The organism is Thauera sp. WH-1 (assembly GCF_047806685.1).
GTDB lineage: Bacteria > Pseudomonadota > Gammaproteobacteria > Burkholderiales > Rhodocyclaceae > Thauera.
The window spans coordinates 115,062-131,966 of the sequence record NZ_JBLQGP010000007.1 but is presented as its reverse complement, the minus strand read 5'-3'; the positions used below and the strand labels follow the sequence as shown (position 1 = coordinate 131,966).

The window sequence follows — 16,905 nt, the reverse complement described above, 5'->3', positions numbered from 1 at the left end:
GCGCCGAGCCAGACCTTGGCTGTGTCCCGACCGTCATTGCCGGGCCGCCCCCCGCAGCAACCGATCGAGCCGGTTCGCGAAGGCCTGCCGGTCGGCGGTGCTGAATGGCGCGGGTCCGCCGGTGTCGACGCCGGTGCTGCGCAGGGTGTCCATGAAGTTGCGCAGGTCGAGCAGTTCGCGGATGTTGTCCTTCCCGTACAGCTCGCCCTTGGGCGACAAGGCGTGGGCGTCGCGGGCGACGACGTCGGCGGCGAGCGGGATGTCGGCGGTGATCACCAGGTCGCCGGCCTGCAGGTGGGCGGCGATGTACTTGTCGGCCTCGTCGAAGCCGCCGGGCACCTGGATCATCCGGATGTTGGGGGCGGCGGGCACGCGCAGGTACTGGTTGGCGACCAGGGTGAGCGGATGTCCGGTGCGCGCGGCGGCGCGGAACAGGATGTCCTTGATGACGCCGGGGCAGGCGTCGGCGTCGACCCAGATGTGCACGGGGCACCTCTCGTGATGAGTTGGCAGAAGGTGAGTTGGAAGAAGGCCGCCACCGCACGCGGGCGGGAGACGAACGGCCGGGCCGCATTGTGGCGGGTCGGGCGCCACACTGGTGTGCCGCTCAGGCCTCTTCGCCGAGGTAGGCCGCGCGCACCTTGGGGTCCTCGAGCAGGGCGCTGCCGCTGCCGGTGAGGGTGATCTGGCCCGATTCCATGACGTAGCCGCGCTGGGCGAATTCGAGCGCGAGGTTGGCGTTCTGCTCGACGAGCAGGATGGTCACCCCTTCGCGCGCCACCGATTGCACGACCTCGAAGATCTTCTCCACCACCAGCGGCGCCAGGCCCATCGAGGGTTCATCCAGCAGCAGCAGCCGCGGGCGCGACAGCAGGGCGCGGCCGATCGCCAGCATCTGCTGCTCGCCGCCCGACAGCGTGCCGGCGACCTGCGGCAGGCGCTCCTTGATGCGCGGCAGCATGGTGTAGACGCGCTCGAGGTCGGCCTCGATGCCGGCGTGGTCGCGGCGGCTGTAGGCGCCCATGCGCAGGTTCTCTTCCACCGTCAGGCGGGTGAAGATGCCGCGCCCCTCGGGCACCAGGGCGACGCCGGCGCGCAGGCGGCGGTGGGCGGGCAGGGCGTTGATGCGCTCGCCCTTGTAGTGGATGTCGCCGCCGGCGATCGGCAGCACGCCGGCGATGGCATTCAAGGTGGTGGTCTTGCCGGCGCCGTTGGCGCCGATCAGGCACACGGTTTCGCCGGCGTGGAGTTCGAGGTCGATGCCCTTGACCGCCTGGATGCCGCCGTAGGCGATCTTGAGGCCCTGCAGCCGCAGCAGCGGCGAGCCCGGATCGGTATGCAGATCAGTGCGCATGCTTGCCCCCGCCGAGGTAGGCGGCGATCACCGCGTCGTCCTTCTGCACCACGGCCGGCACGTCCTCGGCGATCTTCTTGCCGAAGTCGAGGACCGCGACGCGGTCGCACAGGCCCATCACCAGCTTCACATCGTGCTCGATCAGCATCACGGTGATGCCGTCATTGCGGATTTGCTGGATCAGCAGCTTGAGCTGTCCGGTCTCGGTGGCATTCATGCCGGCGGCGGGTTCGTCGAGCGCCAGCAGTTGCGGCTCGGTGGCGAGCGCACGGGCAATCTCGAGCCGGCGCTGGTCGCCGTAGGACAGGTTCTTCGACACCACGTCGGCGAAGCGCTGGATGCCCACGTAGCGCAGCAACTCGTAGGCGCGCTCGGTGGTCAGGCGCTCCTCCTCGCGGGTGAAGCGGCTCTGGGTCAGTACCCCCCAAACGCCGGCCCGGGTGCGGACGTGATGGCCGGCCATGACGTTCTCGAGCGCGGTGAGATCGCGGAACAGCCGGATGTTCTGGAAGGTGCGGGCGATGCCGCGGCCGACGACCTTGTGCGGCTTGCCGGTGGGCAGCAGGCTGCCGTTGAACACGAACTCGCCGCCGTCGGGCGTGTAGGCGCCGGTGAGCACGTTGAAGAAGGTGGTCTTGCCGGCACCGTTGGGGCCGATCAGGCCATAGACCTCGCCCTTGCGGATGGTCAGCGAGACATCGGACAGCGCCTGCAGGCCGCCGAAGCGCTTGCCGATGTTGCGGGCCTCGAGCAGGGTGATCACTTCGCCGCCTCCTGCTTCTGCGCCTTGCTCAGGTGATGGCTCAGGTGATGGCCATGGCAGTAGCGCGCGCGCGCCGGGATCATGCCGGCCGGGCGCAGCAGCATCATCAGGATCATCGCCAGCGACAGCAGCAGCATGCGCAGCACCTCGGGGTCGAGCAGCACGTGGCCGAACAGCGTCTGCTGCAGGGGCACGGCGACGTCGCGCAGGATCTCGGGCAGCAGCGCGAGCGCGAAGGCGCCCACCACCGCACCGGCGATGTTGCCCATGCCGCCGAACACGACCATGGTCAGCACCGCGATCGACTCCATCAGGCTGAAGCTCTCGGGGCTGACGAAGCCCTGGAAGGCGCCGAACAAGGCGCCCGCCACGCCGCCGAAGGTGGCGCCGAGCGCGAAGGCGAGCAGCTTCATGTTGCGCGTGTTGATGCCGATCGCCTTGGCGGCGAGCTCGTCGTCGCGCATCGCCGCCCACGCCCGGCCGATGCGAGAGATCTGCAGGCGCTGGATGAAGAGGATGGAGGCGGCCACCGCGGCGAGGAAGAAGTAGTAGTAGAGGAACAGCGAGTTGATGGTGAAGTCCTCGCTGAGGCGGATGTTGCGTGACAGGTCCCAGCCGAACAGCACGATCGGGTCGATCATGTTGATGCCCTGCGGCCCGTTGGTGATGTTGACCGGGTAGTTCAGGTTGAGCATGAAGATGCGCACGATCTCGCCAAAGCCCAATGTCACGATGGCGAGGTAGTCGCCGCGCAATCGCAGCACTGGAAAGCCGAGCATGATGCCGGCGAGCGCGGCGAAGGCGGCCCCCAGCGGCAGGATCAGCCAGAACGGCAGATGGATGCCGAAGTGCGGCGAGGCCAGGAAGGCGAAGGTGTAGGCGCCCACCGCATAGAAGGCGATGTAGCCGAGGTCGAGCAGGCCGGCGAAGCCCACCACCAGGTTGAGGCCGAGCGCCAGCATCATGTAGAGCAGCGCGAAGTCGAGGATGCGCACCCAGCTGCGGCCGAACTGCCAGGCGATGAAGGGCGCGGCGATGGCGATGAGGATGATCAACCAGCGCGCGGCGGTGGGGTTGCGCTTGCCCAGCCAGGGGACGGCGGCGACGAGTTCGTTCATGTGCGTGCTCGCTCAGGCCCGGTCCGAGACGCGTTCGCCGAGCAGGCCGGTGGGGCGGAAGATCAGCACCAGGCCGAGGATGATGAAGGCGAAGATGTCCTGGTAGGACGAGTTGAGGAAGCCGAAGGTGACATGCTCGATGTAGCCCGCGCCGAAGGATTCGACCAGGCCGAGCACGATGCCGCCGAGCATGGCACCGCCGAGGTTGCCGATGCCGCCCAGCACCGCCGCGGTGAAGGCCTTCAGCCCGGGCATGAAGCCCATGCCGTAGTGGGCGATGCCGTAGTTGCTGGCGAACATCACCCCGGCCACGGCGGCGAGCGCGGCACCGATGACGAAGGTGAGCGCGATCACCGCATTGGTGTCCACGCCCATCAGGCTGGCGACGCGGTGGTTCTCGGCGGTGGCGCGCATCGCGCGGCCGATCCGCGTGCGATTGACGAGCAGCAGCAGGCCGGTCATCAGCAGCGCCGACACGACGACGATGGTGACCTGCACCGGGGTGACGAACACGCCAGGGATCGGCTGCAGCGGGGTGGTCGAGATGAGCTGCGGGAAGGTGTGGTAGTTGCGGCCCCAGATGATCATGGCCAGGGTCTGCAGCAGGAAGGAGACGCCGATCGCGGTGATCAGCGGTGCCAGCCGCGGCGCGTTGCGCAATCGCCGGTAGGCGAGCCGCTCCATCGTGAAGCCGAGCAGCATGCAGATCGCCATCGCCACCGCGAGCGCGATCGCCAGCATCACCAGCGGCGACATGCCGGGCGCGATGCCCATCATGAACAGCATGGTCTGCAGCGCGACCAGCGCGCCGACCATCAGCACGTCGCCATGGGCGAAATTGATCAGCCCCAGGATGCCGTAGACCATCGTGTAGCCGAGCGCGATCAGCGCGTAGACGCTGCCGATCACCAGCCCGTTGATGAATTGCTGGATCAGGGTTTCCATGCTGCCTTCCAGAAATCTGCGGACGTGCGCCCGCCGAGCCGGCGAACCGGGCGCACGCCGCTGCGCCCGTAGGGGAGAAAGAGGAACAGGCGGAGGGGCGCCGCCCGCGCGCCGTGATCAGGGGCGAGGGCGGCGGTTCAGAGGCTTACAGTGGCACCCAGGCGCCGTCCCTGAAGTTGTAGATCGTCACCGCGCCTTCCTTGATGTCGCCGTTGGCGTCGAAGGCGACATTGCCGATCACGCCCGGGAAGTTGCTGTTCCTGAGCTCGGGCAGGTATTTGGCCGGCTCGACCGAGTCGGCCTTCTGCATCGCGTTGATGATTGCCATCGCGGCGTCGTAGGCGTAGGGGGAATAGATCTGCACGTCGGTGTTGAAGCGCTTCTTGTAGCGCTCGCGGAAGTCGGCACCGCCCGGCATCTTCTCGAGCGGCAGACCGGGCAGCGAGCAGTAGGCGCTGGACGACATGCCATCGCCGGCGAGCTTGATCATCTCGGGGCTGCAGCCGCCGTCGCCGGTGAGGAACTTGGCGGTGATGCCCAGTTGCTTCATCTGGCGCACCATCGGTCCGGCCTGGGCGTCCATGCCGCCGTAGAAGATCACCTCGGGGTTGGTGGCGCGGATCTTGGTCAGGATGGCATTGAAGTCGGTCGCCTTGTCGGTGGTGAACTCGCGCGCCACCACTTCGCCGCCTCCTTCCTTGACCGCCTTCGCGGTCTCGTCGGCCAGGCCCTGGCCATACGCGGTACGGTCGTCGATGATCGCCACCCGCTTGGCGCCGAGCGCGCCGGTGGCGTACTTGCCCAGCCCGGTGCCCTGCTGCACGTCGTTGGCGATGGTGCGGAACACGCCGGAGAAGCCCTGCAGCGTCAGCTTCGGGTTGGTCGAGGCCGGCGACACCTGCGGAATGCCGGCCTGGTCGTAGATGCGCGAGGCCGGAATCGAGGTGCCCGAGTTCAGGTGGCCGATCACCCCCTTCACCCCGGCATCGACCAGGCGCTGTGCCACCGTGGTGCCGGTGCGCGGGTCGGCCTGGTCGTCCTCGCCGATCAGCTCGAACTTGACCTGCTTGCCACCGATCGTGATGCCCTTGGCGTTGGCTTCCTCGATCGCGAGGCGGGTACCGTTTTCGAGATCCTTGCCGAGGTGGGACTGGTTGCCGGTGAGCGGGGCGGCCCCGCCCAGCTTGACCACCATTTCCTGCGCGTGGGCGGCGCTGAGGCCGATGCTCATCAGTGCGACTGCGACGACGGTTCTCTTCATGCTCTGGATCTCCGGGGTGATCAGGGATGTTGTTTGGGTGAGGCCGAAACGCGCAGCTATTGTGCCCAAAATCCGGTCCTGTGCATGCGGGATTTGAATGACCGGATAAGGCTCTGGCCTGGAAAGCTCAGCGCCGCCCCGGGGGCGAGCGCCGGCGCACCGGGCATGGACGATGTTGCGCCGCCGCAAACGTCGGTTGTCAGGGTCAGATGTTGCAGTGCAATATATCGCATGTCGCATCCATGCTTACCCCGAACCGAGGCCGAAATTGGGTTTTCGCCTGTCCCTGGCACGCGTCCGTGCCGCGCTCTCTCGCATCTTCGGCGGCAAGGCCGCCGTGCCGGCGACCTTGCCGCCGCCGCCCGCGGTCGCGGCTGCGGAGGCGGTTGTGGTCGCGGCTGTGGATGGACCGCCGGTCGCCCACGTGCCGATCGAAGTGAAGGCGTCACCTGCCGTGGCTGAGCCTGAGACCACGCCAGGCCTGGAGGTCGAGCCGGCCGCCATCGCCGCCGCGCCTGATCCGGACGCCGAACGGCTGCTCGCCCGCTGTGCCCGTCTGGAAGGGCAAAGGCTCGAGCTCACGACCCGTCTTGCCGACATGCAGCAGCAGCTGCGCCGCTACGAGCAGCAGCAATACCTGGCCCTCGGCGAGATCGTGGGCGAGTGCCTGCGCCTGCGCCAGGAATACCTCAGTCTCAAGGCCGCGCGTTCGGGCACGGCGGCCGATCGTGAACAGGCGCGCCAGGCGGACGAGGACTTCGACGCCTACCGCCGCAGCACCGAGCACACGGCCGCGCCGCTGCCCGAACTCGATGAGGATGAGCAGGACGAACTGCGCCGGCTCTACCGGGCAGCGGCGATGCGTTGCCATCCAGACCGCGCGGCGGAGGCCGAGCGCGCCCAGGCCCACGAGATCTTCCTGCGCGTGCAGGCGGCGTATCAGGCCTGCGACCTGGCGGGCTTGCGCGGCATCACCGCCGAGCTCGCCGGCTTGGCGCGGCACGCGCAGGACACGGGTGCCGCGCTGGAAGGCGCTGCACTCGCGGGCAGCGGGGTCAGGCGCCGGGTAGCCGAGCTGCAGACCCAGGTCGCCGATCTGATCCTTGCCGTGCAGACCCTGCAACTGGATGCCAATTACCGCCAGGCCGTTCAGGTCGATTGCTGGGACTCGAACTTTGCCGAGGCGCGCGCGGGCTTCGAGGCCGAATGCGAAGCCTTGCGCAGGCAGATTGCGAGCCTGGAGCCCGTGCCAGCCTGAGGCGGAGGGGACGGGGGGCGAGGCTCAGTCGCCGCCCTCGGCCTCTCGTGTCACACCTCCAGCGCGCGCACGTTCACCTTCCTGCCCTTGAGCTTGCCCGCCGACAGGCGGCGTACCGCGTCGCGCGCGATCGCGTGTTGGACCGCGACGTAGGTGAGCTGGTCGGTGACGGTGATCTTGCCGACCTGCTCGCGCTTGAAGCCGGCCTCGCCGGTGAGCGCGCCGAGCACGTCCGCCGGGCGGATCTTGTCCTTGCGTCCGCCGAGGATCAGCAGGCTCACCATCGGCGCCTGCAACGGCTGCCCTTCCTCCGCGGTCAGCTCGTCGAGCGCGTGCCACTCGGGTTCGAAGCCCATCATCTGGGCGATGCTGGCGACGCGGCGCTTGTCCGCGCTGCTGCACAGGCTCAGCGCCCAGCCGTCCTCGTCGCCGCGGCCGGTGCGGCCGATGCGGTGGATGTGGATCTCCGGGTCGGGGGTGACGTCGACGTTGATCACCGCCTCGAGCTGGGCGATGTCCAGCCCGCGCGCGGCGACGTCGGTGGCGACCAGCACCGAGCAGCTGCGGTTGGCGAACTGGATCAGCACCTGGTCGCGCTCGCGCTGCTCGAGTTCGCCACTGAGGGCGAGCGCGGCGAAGCCCTCGGCGCGCAACTGCTCGACCAGATCGCGGCATTGCTGGCGCGTGTTGCAGAAGGCCAGCGTGCTGGCCGGGCGGTAGTGGCGCAGCAGCTTGCCGACCGCCTGCAGCCGCGCCGGGTGGTCGACCTCGTAGAAGCGCTGGCGGATCTTGCTGCCGGCGTGCTGCTCGAGCAGCTTCACCTCCTGCGGTGTACGCAGGAAGCGCGCGGCCAGGCTGGCGATGCCCTCGGGATAGGTGGCGGAGAACAGCAGGGTCTGGCGGGCCGACGGACAACGGCTGGCGACGTAGGCGATGTCGTCGTGAAAGCCCATGTCCAGCATGCGGTCGGCTTCGTCCAGCACCAGGGTGTTGAGGGCGTCGAGCTTGAGGCTGCCGCGTTCGAGGTGGTCCATGATGCGCCCGGGCGTGCCGACCACGACATGGGCACCATGCTCCAGGCTGTCGCGCTGCGGCCGCATCGGCGTGCCGCCGCACAGCGACAGCACCTTGATGTTGGCCTCGAAGCGCGCCAGGCGGCGGATCTCCTGCGTGACCTGGTCGGCCAGCTCGCGGGTCGGGCACAGCACCATGGCCTGGACGGCGAGCCTGCGCACGTCGAGCCGGGTCAGCAGCGGCAGGGCGAAGGCCGCGGTCTTGCCACTGCCGGTCTTGGCCTGGGCGATGAGGTCGTGTCCGGCGAGCGCCAGCGGCAGGCTGGCGGCCTGGATCGGGGTCATCGATCGATAGTCGAGCTGGCGCAGGATGTCCAGCATCGCCAGCGGCAGGGGCAGGCCGTCGAAGGGCAGGCCCGGGTCTGCGGCAGGGGACTGCGAGGAGGGGCCGCTCGGGCTGTCTGCGGGGTGTTCGGATGAGGTGTCGTTGAGCGTGGTCATGCGCGATTATCGGCCCTGATCCGGCACGGTCGGCAGAAAACTTGCCGGCGCCCCTGCAGCCGCACCCGGTGTCAGGCGCCGGCGATCCAGCCCTCGAGCGCATCCATCGCTGGCGGCAGGCCGAACTGGGGCGGTCCGTGGCGGGCGCAGGCGGCGGCCTGGAAGAGGGCGAGCACCGCATCGAGGCGGTCACCGCTGGCGTCGTCGACCAGGCTGGCGCGCAGCGCGGCATCAATGTGCAGGGCCAGCGCCGGCTCGACCAGGCCGGCGCACAGGGCGTCGACCAGGGTTTCGCGCGCCAGCCGCCGCGCGGCGGTGTGCCTGCGCTTGTCGTCGCTCTTGTATGAATGAGGCGTGATGCGGCGGGCCAGTAGCCCGGGGTAGGCTTCGACCGCGACCCGCTGGGGGTCGCCCGCGTGCACGCCGGCGACGCTGACGTGTGCGTCCAGCAGGCGCGGCGCGCCTGCCAGAAACATCAGCCCGACGGGTGGATTCACCAGCTTGAGCGGGCTGTGCGAGCGCGCCGGCAGGTCGGTGGCGCGGTGGGCGTAGCGCCGGCCGATCGGGCGGGTCTGGCGATAGGCGTCGAGCGCGGCGCGAAAGCCGGCCTTGCCGAGTGCGGCGCAGTGGCGCACCAGTGCGGCCCAGGACTGCGGCCAGGCGAGATCGACCACGGCCTCGCGCGGCAGGCCGAAGGGAAAGTCGAAGGCCCCCAGCCAGGGGCCGGGCCGCGCCAGCAGGGCGTCGAAGGAGGCCCAGTCGGGGCAGGCCTCGATCGCCTCCAGCCTCAGGCAATCCGCCTCGAGTCGGCCGACGGCCACGGTGATCGGTTTTGCCCGCCGCGGTGCGGAGGTGAAATCCACGCCGAGGAGCTGCCAGTCCTGCGGGCTCGTCACGGCGAGACCGGGCACGGCGGCATCACCGGGCCCATGATGCGGGCGGCCGTGGTCACGGTGTTGAAGTGGATGGTGACGGTGTCGTCGATCGGCTGCGCATAGCCCCCCGCCATGGCGACCGCGACCGGCACGCCGGCGGCGCGGCAGCTGCCGAGCACCCGTTCGTCGCGGGCGGCGAGGCCCGCGATGCTCAGAGCCAGCCGCCCGAGGCGGTCGCCGGCGTAGGGGTCGGCGCCGGCGAGGTAGATCACCAGCTCCGGCCGGGCGCGGCTGAACACGATGTCGAGCGCCTCGTCAAGCGCGGCGAGGTAGGCCTCGTCGCCGGTGTCGTCGGGCAGCTCGATGTCGAGGTCGCTCGCCTGTTTGCGGAAGGGGAAGTTCCGGGCGCCGTGCAGGCTGCAGGTGAACACCTCGGACGCACCGGCCAGGATGGTCGCGCTGCCGTCGCCCTGGTGCACATCGCAGTCGATGATGGCGATGCGGCCGGCGCGCCCCTCGGCCTGCATCGCCAGCGCGGCGATGGCGGCATCGTTGAAGACGCAGAAGCCGGAGCCGAAGTCGCGATGGGCGTGGTGGGTGCCGCCCGCCAGATTGGCGGCACAGGCGCGGCCGCCTTCGCGCGCCAGCGCGCTGCGGCAGGCGGCCAGCGTGGCCCCGGCCGAGCGGCGTGAGCGCTCGACCATCGCCGCGCTCCACGGAAAGCCGATGCGGCGCACCTCGGCCGCCGCCAGCGTGCCGTCGATGACCCGCTGCAGGTAGCCGGCGTCGTGCGCGCGCAGGATCTCGGCATCGCTCGCCGCGGCCGGGACGTGGAAGTCGTCGGCGCCGAACAGCCCGCAATCGAGCAGGCGTGCGCGCAGGCGCGAGTACTTTTCCATCGGGAAACGGTGGCCCGCGGGCAGGGGCAGGACGAAATGGTCGGCGTAATACAGTTTCACGGCGGATGGCTTCCGGTTGAGCTCGCTGGGGCGGCACGGCGCGGGCGGGAACTTCGTCCCGGCGCCGGCTTCAGACCCCGCAGGCGGCAGAAAGTGCGCGAAGCATAAACCCCCGCCCGCCGCCTTGCGCCGCTGTAATACACTCGAACTCCCTGCCACACATCACAACAACACGGTGCAGCCATGAGCCTCATCGAAAGCGTCCGCCCCCTCAAGGACAAGCTGACCGCCATCCGGCGCGACATCCACGCCCATCCCGAGCTCGCCTTTGCCGAGCACCGCACCGCCGAGCTGGTGGTGCGCCAGCTCGAAGCCCTCGGCATCGAGACCCACCGCGGCATCGGCGGTACCGGGGTGGTCGGCGTGGTGCGCGGCGGGCGTGGCCTGCGCGCGATTGGCCTGCGCGCCGACATGGATGCGCTGCCGATCACCGAGCGCAACGAATTCGCCCACAAGTCCACCGTGCCGGGCTGCATGCACGCCTGCGGCCATGATGGCCATACCACCATGCTGCTGGGTGCCGCCGAGACCCTGGCCGCGCGGCGCGACTTCGATGGCACGGTGTACCTGATCTTCCAGCCCGCCGAGGAAGGCGAGGGCGGCGCGCCGGCGATGATCGCCGACGGCCTCTTCGATCGCTTCCCGATGGAGGCGGTGTTCGGCATGCACAACTGGCCGGGCATGGAGGCGGGCAGCTTCGCCATCCACAGCGGGCCGGTGATGGCGAGCGCGGACCGCTTCGACATCCGCTTCACCGGCGTCGGCGCCCATGCGGCGATGCCGCACCTGGGGGTGGACCCGGTGGTTGCCGGCGCCGCCTTCGTGCAGGCGGCGCAGACCCTGGTCAGCCGGGTGCTCGACCCGATCGACGCTGGCGTGGTGTCGATCACCCAGTTCCATGCCGGCGAGGCCTACAACGTGATCCCCGATCGCGCCGAGCTGTGCGGCACGGTGCGCACCTTCTCGGCCGAGGTGCGTGACCGCCTCGAGCGCGGCCTGCGCCAGGTGGCCGAAGGCATCGCCCGGAGCCACGGTGTGGACTTGAGCTTCGAGTTCCGCCGCGGCTATCCCCCGACCATCAATACCGTGGCCGAAGCTGCGCTGTGCGCCGAGGCCGCGCGTGCGGTGGCGGGGCCGGAGCGCGTGTTCACCGACCGTCGCCCGAGCATGGGGGCGGAGGATTTCGCCTATTTCCTGCAGGAAAAGCCGGGCGCCTACATCTGGATCGGCAATGGCCCGGGCGAGGGCGGCTGCATGCTGCACAACCCTACCTACGACTTCAACGACGAGGTGATGCCGGCCGGCGTGGCCTACTGGTGCGCGCTCGTGCGCCGTCTGCTCGGCCACGCGAACTGAGGCCGGCGACATGATGCGAACCCTGCGCCTGGCCTTTCGCATGATGCTGCGCGACCTGCGCGCGGGCGAACTGCACCTGCTCGGGCTGGCGATCGTGATTGCAGTGGCGAGCCTGACCAGCGTCGGCTTTCTGGCCGACCGCGTCGGCCGTGCCCTCGACCGCGAGGCCAACCAGTTGCTCGGCGGCGACCTCTTGCTGCGTGCCGACCGTCCCTGGCCGGCGGCCTTTGCCGACGAGGCCCGCGACCGTGGCCTGCAGACGGCGACGACGGTGCTCTTCACCAGTATGGCGAGCACCGAGGAGGGCGCTGCGCTCGCCGGCGTGAAGGTGGTCGAGGACGGCTACCCGCTGCGCGGCGCGATCCGCATCGCGCCCGGGCCGAACCAGCAGGACGAGGCCGCCGCGCGCGTGCCGGCAAGCGGCGAGCTGTGGCTGGACGAGCGCCTGTTCGCCGAACTGGGCGTCGCCGTGGGCGACAGCGTGGGCATGGGCGAGGTCGAGTTTCGTGTCGGCGCCATGGTCAGCTTCGAGTCGGACCGCGGGGCGAACTTCTTCAGCCTGCTGCCGCGGGCGATTTTCAGTCTCGCCGATCTCGAGCGTACCGGCCTGATCGCCGAGGGCAGCCGCGCCACCTGGCGCCTGCACGTGGCCGGGCCGCAGCCGGCGGTCGAGGCCTACGAGCGCTGGGCACGTGCCAAGCTCGGTCGTGGCCAGACGGTGGAGACGGTGGAGAACGCGCGCCCCGAGGTGCGCGCCGCGCTCGACCAGGCGCAGCGCTTCCTGCGCCTGGCGGCGCTGCTGGCGGTGATCCTCGCCGCGGTGGCGGTCGGCTTGTCGGCGCGCCGCTTCATGGCGCGCCACCTCGACGGCTGCGCGGTCATGCGGGTGCTGGGGGCGCGCCAGGCGCAGGTGCTCGGCATCGTGGTGGGCGAGTTCCTGCTCTTCGGCCTGGCGGCGGCGCTGGTCGGCACCGCGCTCGGCTGGAGCGTGCAGTGGGGGCTGGCCGGTGGCCTGCGCGAGATCCTCGCCACCGAGCTGCCGGCGCCCTCGCTGCTGCCGCTGGCGCATGGGCTGGTGGTGGGCATGGCGCTGCTGGCCGGCTTCGTGCTGCCGCAGCTCCTACGCCTGCACAAGGTCAGCACGCTGCGGGTGCTGCGGCGCGAGTTCGAGCTTACCGAGCCCTTGTCGGGCGCGGCCTGGGCCTTCGGCCTGGCGGCGTTGCTCGGGCTGATCTTCTGGATCGCCGCCGATGCCCGCCTGGGTGTGATGGTGGCGCTCGGCTTTGCGGTCGCGCTCGGCGTGTTCGCGCTGGCGGCGTGGTGGGTGCTGCATCTGGCCGGACGCATGAAGGGGCAGGGCAGCCTGCGCGGGGGCGGCTGGCGTTACGGGGTGGCGGCGCTGGGCCGGCGCATGGGCGGCAGCGTGGTCCAGGCGGCAGCCCTGGGCCTGGGCATGACGGCGCTGCTGCTGTTGACCCTGGTGCGCGGCGATCTGCTCGACAACTGGCGCGGCATGGCGCCAGCCGACGCGCCCAACCGCTTCGTCATCAACATCCAGCCCGACCAGCGCGCCGGCGTGGCCGCGCTGTTCCAGGCCGAAGGCCTGCCCGAGCCGACCATCCAGCCCATGATCCGTGGCCGCATGGTGAGCATCAACGGCACGCCGATCGACCCCGAGGCCTATGAGGACCGACGCACGCGGCGGCTTGCGGAGCGCGAATTCAACCTGTCGTATGCGGCCGCGCTGCCGGGCGGCAACCTGATCGAGGCCGGACGCTGGCATGGCAGCGAGCGCGCGCCGCAGCTCTCGGTCGAGAGCGGGCTGGCGCAGACCTTCGGCCTCAAGCTGGGCGACCGTGTGAGCTTCGAGATTGCCGGCGAGCGCGTGGAGGCGCCGATCACCAGCGTGCGCAAGCTGGAATGGGACTCGATGCGGGTGAACTTCTTCTTCATCGCCTCCGAAGGCCTGCTCGAAGCCTATCCGGCTAGCCTGATCACCAGCTTCCACCTGCCGCCCACGAACCACGACTTCACTACCCGCCTGGTCAGCGCCTTCCCCAACCTGACGGTGATCGACATCGCCGCCGTGATTGCCCAGGTGCAGGCGATGACCGACAAGCTGATCGTGATCGTGCAGTTCGTGTTCGGCTTTGCGGTGCTCGCCGGGCTGGTGGTGCTGTATGCGGCGCTGCAATCCACCCACGACGAGCGCGAGTACGAGCTCGCCATGCTGCGCACCCTGGGGGCGCGCAACCGCCAGGTGCGCCAGGCCCTGCTCGCCGAGTTCCTGGTGCTGGGCGGCGTGGCGGGCGTGCTCGCCGGTGTCGGCGCGAGCGCGATCGGCTGGCTGCTCGCCGAGCATGTGTTCCGCATGGCCTATGTCCCTGCGCTGCTGCCGGTGGTGGTGGCGGTGCTGCTCGGCATGGCCGGCGTGGTGGGCGGCGGCTGGCTGGGCACGCGCAAGCTGTTGTCGCGGCCGCCCCTGGCGAGCCTGCGCGCGCTGGCCTGAGGTGGGCGAATTGCAGATCGGTCCGATGCCGCTGAGTCAGGCGGAGATGTTGCTTGCGGGCTTGCTCGCCGCGATCCTGATTGCGCTAGTGTGGCTGCTGGTGCGCAGCTTTGGCACCGAGCGCCGGCTGCAGTCGGAGCTGACCGAGGCCCTGGCCGATCAGCTCGAGCACCAGCTCGGCGCCCAGCATCGCGAGATCCTGCGTGACCTGCACGAGGGCTTGGCGCGCCAGACCGACCGCATCGGCGAGCATGCGCGCGCCGACCGCGAGCTCTTGCAGCGCGGGCTCACGGCGGCCTCGGTGCAGCTGTCGCGCGGCATGCAGGCGCTGACGCAGAGCGTGGACGGCCGGCTCGACACCTTGTCCGGCCAGGTCAGCCAGCGCCTCGACGAGGGCTTTCGCAAGACCAACGAGACCTTCGCCAGCGTGATGGCGCGCCTGGCCACGATCGACGAGGCGCAGAAGAAGATCGACGGCCTCACCACTAATGTGGTGAGCCTGCAGGAGCTGCTCGGCGACAAGCGCGCCCGTGGCGCCTTCGGCGAGGTCCAGCTCGAGGCCCTGGTGCAGAACGTGCTGCCGCCCGACGCCTACGCCTTCCAGGCGGTGCTGCCCAACGGCACGCGGGTGGATTGCCTTTTGAGCCTGCCGGCGCCGACCGGCAAGGTGGCGGTCGATGCCAAGTTTCCGCTCGAGAACTACCACCGCATGTTCGACGGCGAGGCCGGCGGGCTGGAACGCCGTGCCGCGCAGACGGCCTTTCGTGCCGACGTCCGCCGCCACATCGATGCGATTGCGAGCAAGTACCTGCTGCCGGGCGTCACTTCGGACGGGGCGGTGATGTTCCTGCCCGCGGAGGCGGTGTTCGCCGAGATCCACGCCTACCACCCCGAGCTCGTCGCCTACGCGCAGCAGCGGCGGGTGTGGCTGGTGTCGCCGACCACGCTGATGGCGGTGCTCAACACCGCGCGCGCGGTGCTCAAGGACGTCGAGACGCGCAAGCAGATCCACGTCATCCAGGATGCGCTCGGCAAGCTGGCGAAGGATTTTCACCGCTTCGACGAACGCATGGCGGCGCTCGCCCGCCACATCGAGCAGGCCAGCCGCGACGTGCAGGACGTGCAGACTTCGAGCCGCAAGATCAGCGCCCATTTCCACAAGATCGAGTCGGTGCAGCTGGAAGACGGTGAAGCCGTGGAGCGGGGCTGAACTTGACCTTGAACAGGGAATGCAGGCGGCCCTTGGGTTAAGGTCGGAGCGCTCACTCACCCGCATGGATTGCCCCGACGATGTCTTCCGTTTCCCTGCCGATCCTTTTCATCATGGCCGTGTTCTTCACCATGTGGATGATCCTGCGCAGCTTTCATCGCCAGGAAGGTGCCAAGCGCGCACTGCCCGAGCGCGGTGCCTACCTGCAGGCGCATGGGCTCGAGGATCCGTCCTGCCATGCCTGCGGCGCGGCCGAACTCAAGGAGGACGGGCTCAGCCATGGCAAGGACGTGCATCGCGTCGTGTCCTGCGGCAAGTGCAAGGCCTTGCTGTACCACTTCGAGCAGCCACGGGCCGCGGAAGAGGGCGAGGTGGTGCCGGTGGATGCGCACTGGCGTCCGCTTGATTCGGCGGAGCGTCGCGAGTAAGACCGTCGCGACCCGGGCCGCGCGAGCGCGGCCTGCGCTGTATTAACATGCCGCTTTCCGGTCGCCCGAAGCTGCGCAGGGCGGGTTCATCGCCCGCTCCTTGTCGGCTCCGGCGCCGTCCCACACGACAAGGAGAGCCTGCATGGACCTGGGTACCCCGCTTTCACCCTGCGCGTTGCGCGTGATGCTGCTCGGCGCCGGCGAGCTCGGCAAGGAAGTGATCATCGCCCTGCAACGCCTGGGGGTCGAAGTGATCGCGGTCGATCGCTACCCGAACGCACCGGGCCATCAGCTGGCCCACCGCGCCCACGTGATCCCGATGACCGACGGCGCCGCCCTGCGCGCGCTGATCGAGCAGGAGCGCCCGCATCTGGTCGTGCCCGAGATCGAGGCCATCGCCACCGACATGCTGGCCGAGATCGAGGCCGCCGGCCTCGCCGAGGTCATCCCCACCGCACGTGCGACCCAGCTCACGATGAACCGCGAGGGCATCCGCCGCCTGGCGGCCGAGACGCTCGGCCTGCCCACCTCGCCCTACCGCTTCGCCGACTCGCTGGCGGAGCTGCAGGCGGCGATCGACGGCGGCATCGGCTATCCCTGCATCGTCAAGCCGGTGATGTCGTCCTCGGGCAAGGGCCAGTCGCTGCTGCGCGGGCCGGACGACGTGAACAAGGCCTGGGACTATGCCGCGGCCGGCGGGCGGGTGAATCAGGGGCGGGTCATCGTCGAGGGTTTCATCGATTTCGACTACGAGATCACGCTGCTGACGGTGCGCGCGTGCGATGCCGCGGGTGAGGTACGGACCTACTTCTGCGAGCCGATCGGCCATGTGCAGGTGTCGGGCGACTACGTCGAATCCTGGCAGCCGCAGCGGATGAGCCCGGCGGCGCTGGCGCGTTCGCAGGAGATCGCGGCGGCGGTGACCGGCAATCTCGGCGGGCGCGGCCTGTTCGGCGTCGAGCTCTTCGTCAGCGGCGACGAGGTGTGGTTCTCCGAGGTCAGCCCGCGTCCGCATGACACCGGCCTGGTCACGCTGTGCTCGCAGCGCTTCTCCGAGTTCGAGCTGCACGCCCGCGCCATCCTCGGCCTGCCGGTCGATACCGCCTTGCGCGAGCCGGGTGCGTCGGCGGTGATCTACGGCGGGGTCGATGCGCAGGCGATGCGCTTCGAGGGCGTGGCCGAGGCGCTGGCCGTGCCGCGTAGCGACCTGCGCCTGTTCGGCAAGCCCGAAGCCTTCGTCAAGCGCCGCATGGGCGTGGCCGTGGCCAATGGCGCCGATGTCGATGAGGCGCGCGAGCGCGCCAAGCTGGCGGCGAGCAGGGTGAGGCCGGTCGCCGCCTGAGTCGCTGGGCTGG

At 69.8% G+C, this 16,905-nt stretch carries 15 protein-coding genes; 6 read left to right on the top strand and 9 right to left on the bottom strand.

The features are described from left to right. Nucleotides 1-33: 33 nt before the first annotated feature. From ACMV5O_RS09400 to ACMV5O_RS09375, 6 genes are all read right to left on the bottom strand, one after another. Nucleotides 34-486 carry a YaiI/YqxD family protein gene (locus tag ACMV5O_RS09400; RefSeq protein ID WP_416163201.1) on the bottom strand — a complete coding sequence of 151 codons (453 nt, stop codon included), beginning with the start codon at nt 484-486 and terminating at the stop codon, nt 34-36. Nucleotides 487-607: 121 nt separating this feature from the next. Beyond that, nucleotides 608-1,342, bottom strand: a complete 735-nt coding sequence (locus tag ACMV5O_RS09395) for an ABC transporter ATP-binding protein (RefSeq protein WP_416163258.1) — start codon at nt 1,340-1,342, stop codon at nt 608-610. A 1-nt stretch (nt 1,343) separates the two neighbouring features. Continuing rightward, nucleotides 1,344-2,117, bottom strand: a complete 774-nt coding sequence (locus ACMV5O_RS09390) for an ABC transporter ATP-binding protein (protein ID WP_416163200.1) — start codon at nt 2,115-2,117, stop codon at nt 1,344-1,346. Beyond that, entirely contained in the window at nt 2,114-3,235 is a 1,122-nt protein-coding gene (locus ACMV5O_RS09385; protein ID WP_416163199.1) for an ABC transporter permease subunit, read from the bottom strand. Before ACMV5O_RS09385 ends, ACMV5O_RS09390 begins: the two co-directional genes overlap by 4 nt. A 12-nt stretch (nt 3,236-3,247) precedes the next feature. Continuing rightward, nucleotides 3,248-4,180, bottom strand: coding sequence for a branched-chain amino acid ABC transporter permease (locus tag ACMV5O_RS09380; protein WP_416163198.1), 933 nt, complete (start codon nt 4,178-4,180; stop codon nt 3,248-3,250). A 145-nt stretch (nt 4,181-4,325) separates the two neighbouring features. Continuing rightward, nucleotides 4,326-5,441 (bottom strand): branched-chain amino acid ABC transporter substrate-binding protein, encoded by a 1,116-nt coding sequence (locus ACMV5O_RS09375; RefSeq protein ID WP_416163197.1) that lies wholly within the window; start codon nt 5,439-5,441, stop codon nt 4,326-4,328. Nucleotides 5,442-5,709: 268 nt separating this feature from the next. Here ACMV5O_RS09375 and ACMV5O_RS09370 point away from each other — a divergent pair, with 268 nt between their 5' ends. Further along, nucleotides 5,710-6,699, top strand: a complete 990-nt coding sequence (locus ACMV5O_RS09370; protein ID WP_416163196.1) for a DnaJ domain-containing protein — start codon at nt 5,710-5,712, stop codon at nt 6,697-6,699. A 50-nt stretch (nt 6,700-6,749) separates the two neighbouring features. Here the strand turns inward: ACMV5O_RS09370 and dbpA are convergent, their stop codons facing one another. The 3 genes from dbpA to ACMV5O_RS09355 form a co-directional block, all read right to left on the bottom strand. Then, nucleotides 6,750-8,213 (bottom strand): ATP-dependent RNA helicase DbpA, encoded by a 1,464-nt coding sequence (gene dbpA, locus ACMV5O_RS09365; protein WP_416163195.1) that lies wholly within the window; start codon nt 8,211-8,213, stop codon nt 6,750-6,752. Between the two features lie 71 nt (nt 8,214-8,284). Next, nucleotides 8,285-9,124, bottom strand: a complete 840-nt coding sequence (locus ACMV5O_RS09360; protein ID WP_416163194.1) for a DUF429 domain-containing protein — start codon at nt 9,122-9,124, stop codon at nt 8,285-8,287. Next, complete coding sequence (locus ACMV5O_RS09355) at nt 9,106-10,047, bottom strand: histone deacetylase (RefSeq protein WP_416163193.1); 942 nt, start codon at nt 10,045-10,047, stop codon at nt 9,106-9,108. Before ACMV5O_RS09355 ends, ACMV5O_RS09360 begins: the two co-directional genes overlap by 19 nt. A gap of 183 nt (nt 10,048-10,230) precedes the next feature. Between ACMV5O_RS09355 and ACMV5O_RS09350 the strand changes: the two genes are divergently transcribed. The 5 genes from ACMV5O_RS09350 (at nt 10,231) to purT (ending at nt 16,892) form a co-directional block, all read left to right on the top strand. Further along, nucleotides 10,231-11,403: a M20 aminoacylase family protein gene (locus ACMV5O_RS09350; RefSeq protein WP_416163192.1), complete on the top strand. Its 1,173-nt coding sequence runs from the start codon at nt 10,231-10,233 to the stop codon at nt 11,401-11,403. 10 nt (nt 11,404-11,413) lie between these two features. After that, the gene (locus tag ACMV5O_RS09345) at nt 11,414-13,912 is read left to right on the top strand and encodes an ABC transporter permease (protein ID WP_416163191.1); all 2,499 of its coding nucleotides are present in this window, start codon (nt 11,414-11,416) and stop codon (nt 13,910-13,912) included. Nucleotides 13,913-13,937: 25 nt separating this feature from the next. Next, nucleotides 13,938-15,122 carry a DNA recombination protein RmuC gene (locus ACMV5O_RS09340; protein WP_416163190.1) on the top strand — a complete coding sequence of 395 codons (1,185 nt, stop codon included), beginning with the start codon at nt 13,938-13,940 and terminating at the stop codon, nt 15,120-15,122. An 80-nt stretch (nt 15,123-15,202) separates the two neighbouring features. Then, nucleotides 15,203-15,550, top strand: coding sequence for a hypothetical protein (locus ACMV5O_RS09335; RefSeq protein ID WP_416163189.1), 348 nt, complete (start codon nt 15,203-15,205; stop codon nt 15,548-15,550). A 142-nt stretch (nt 15,551-15,692) separates the two neighbouring features. Then, on the top strand, nt 15,693-16,892 hold the full coding sequence (gene purT, locus ACMV5O_RS09330) for a formate-dependent phosphoribosylglycinamide formyltransferase (protein ID WP_416163188.1): 1,200 nt from the start codon (nt 15,693-15,695) through the stop codon (nt 16,890-16,892). Nucleotides 16,893-16,905 lie beyond the last annotated feature (13 nt).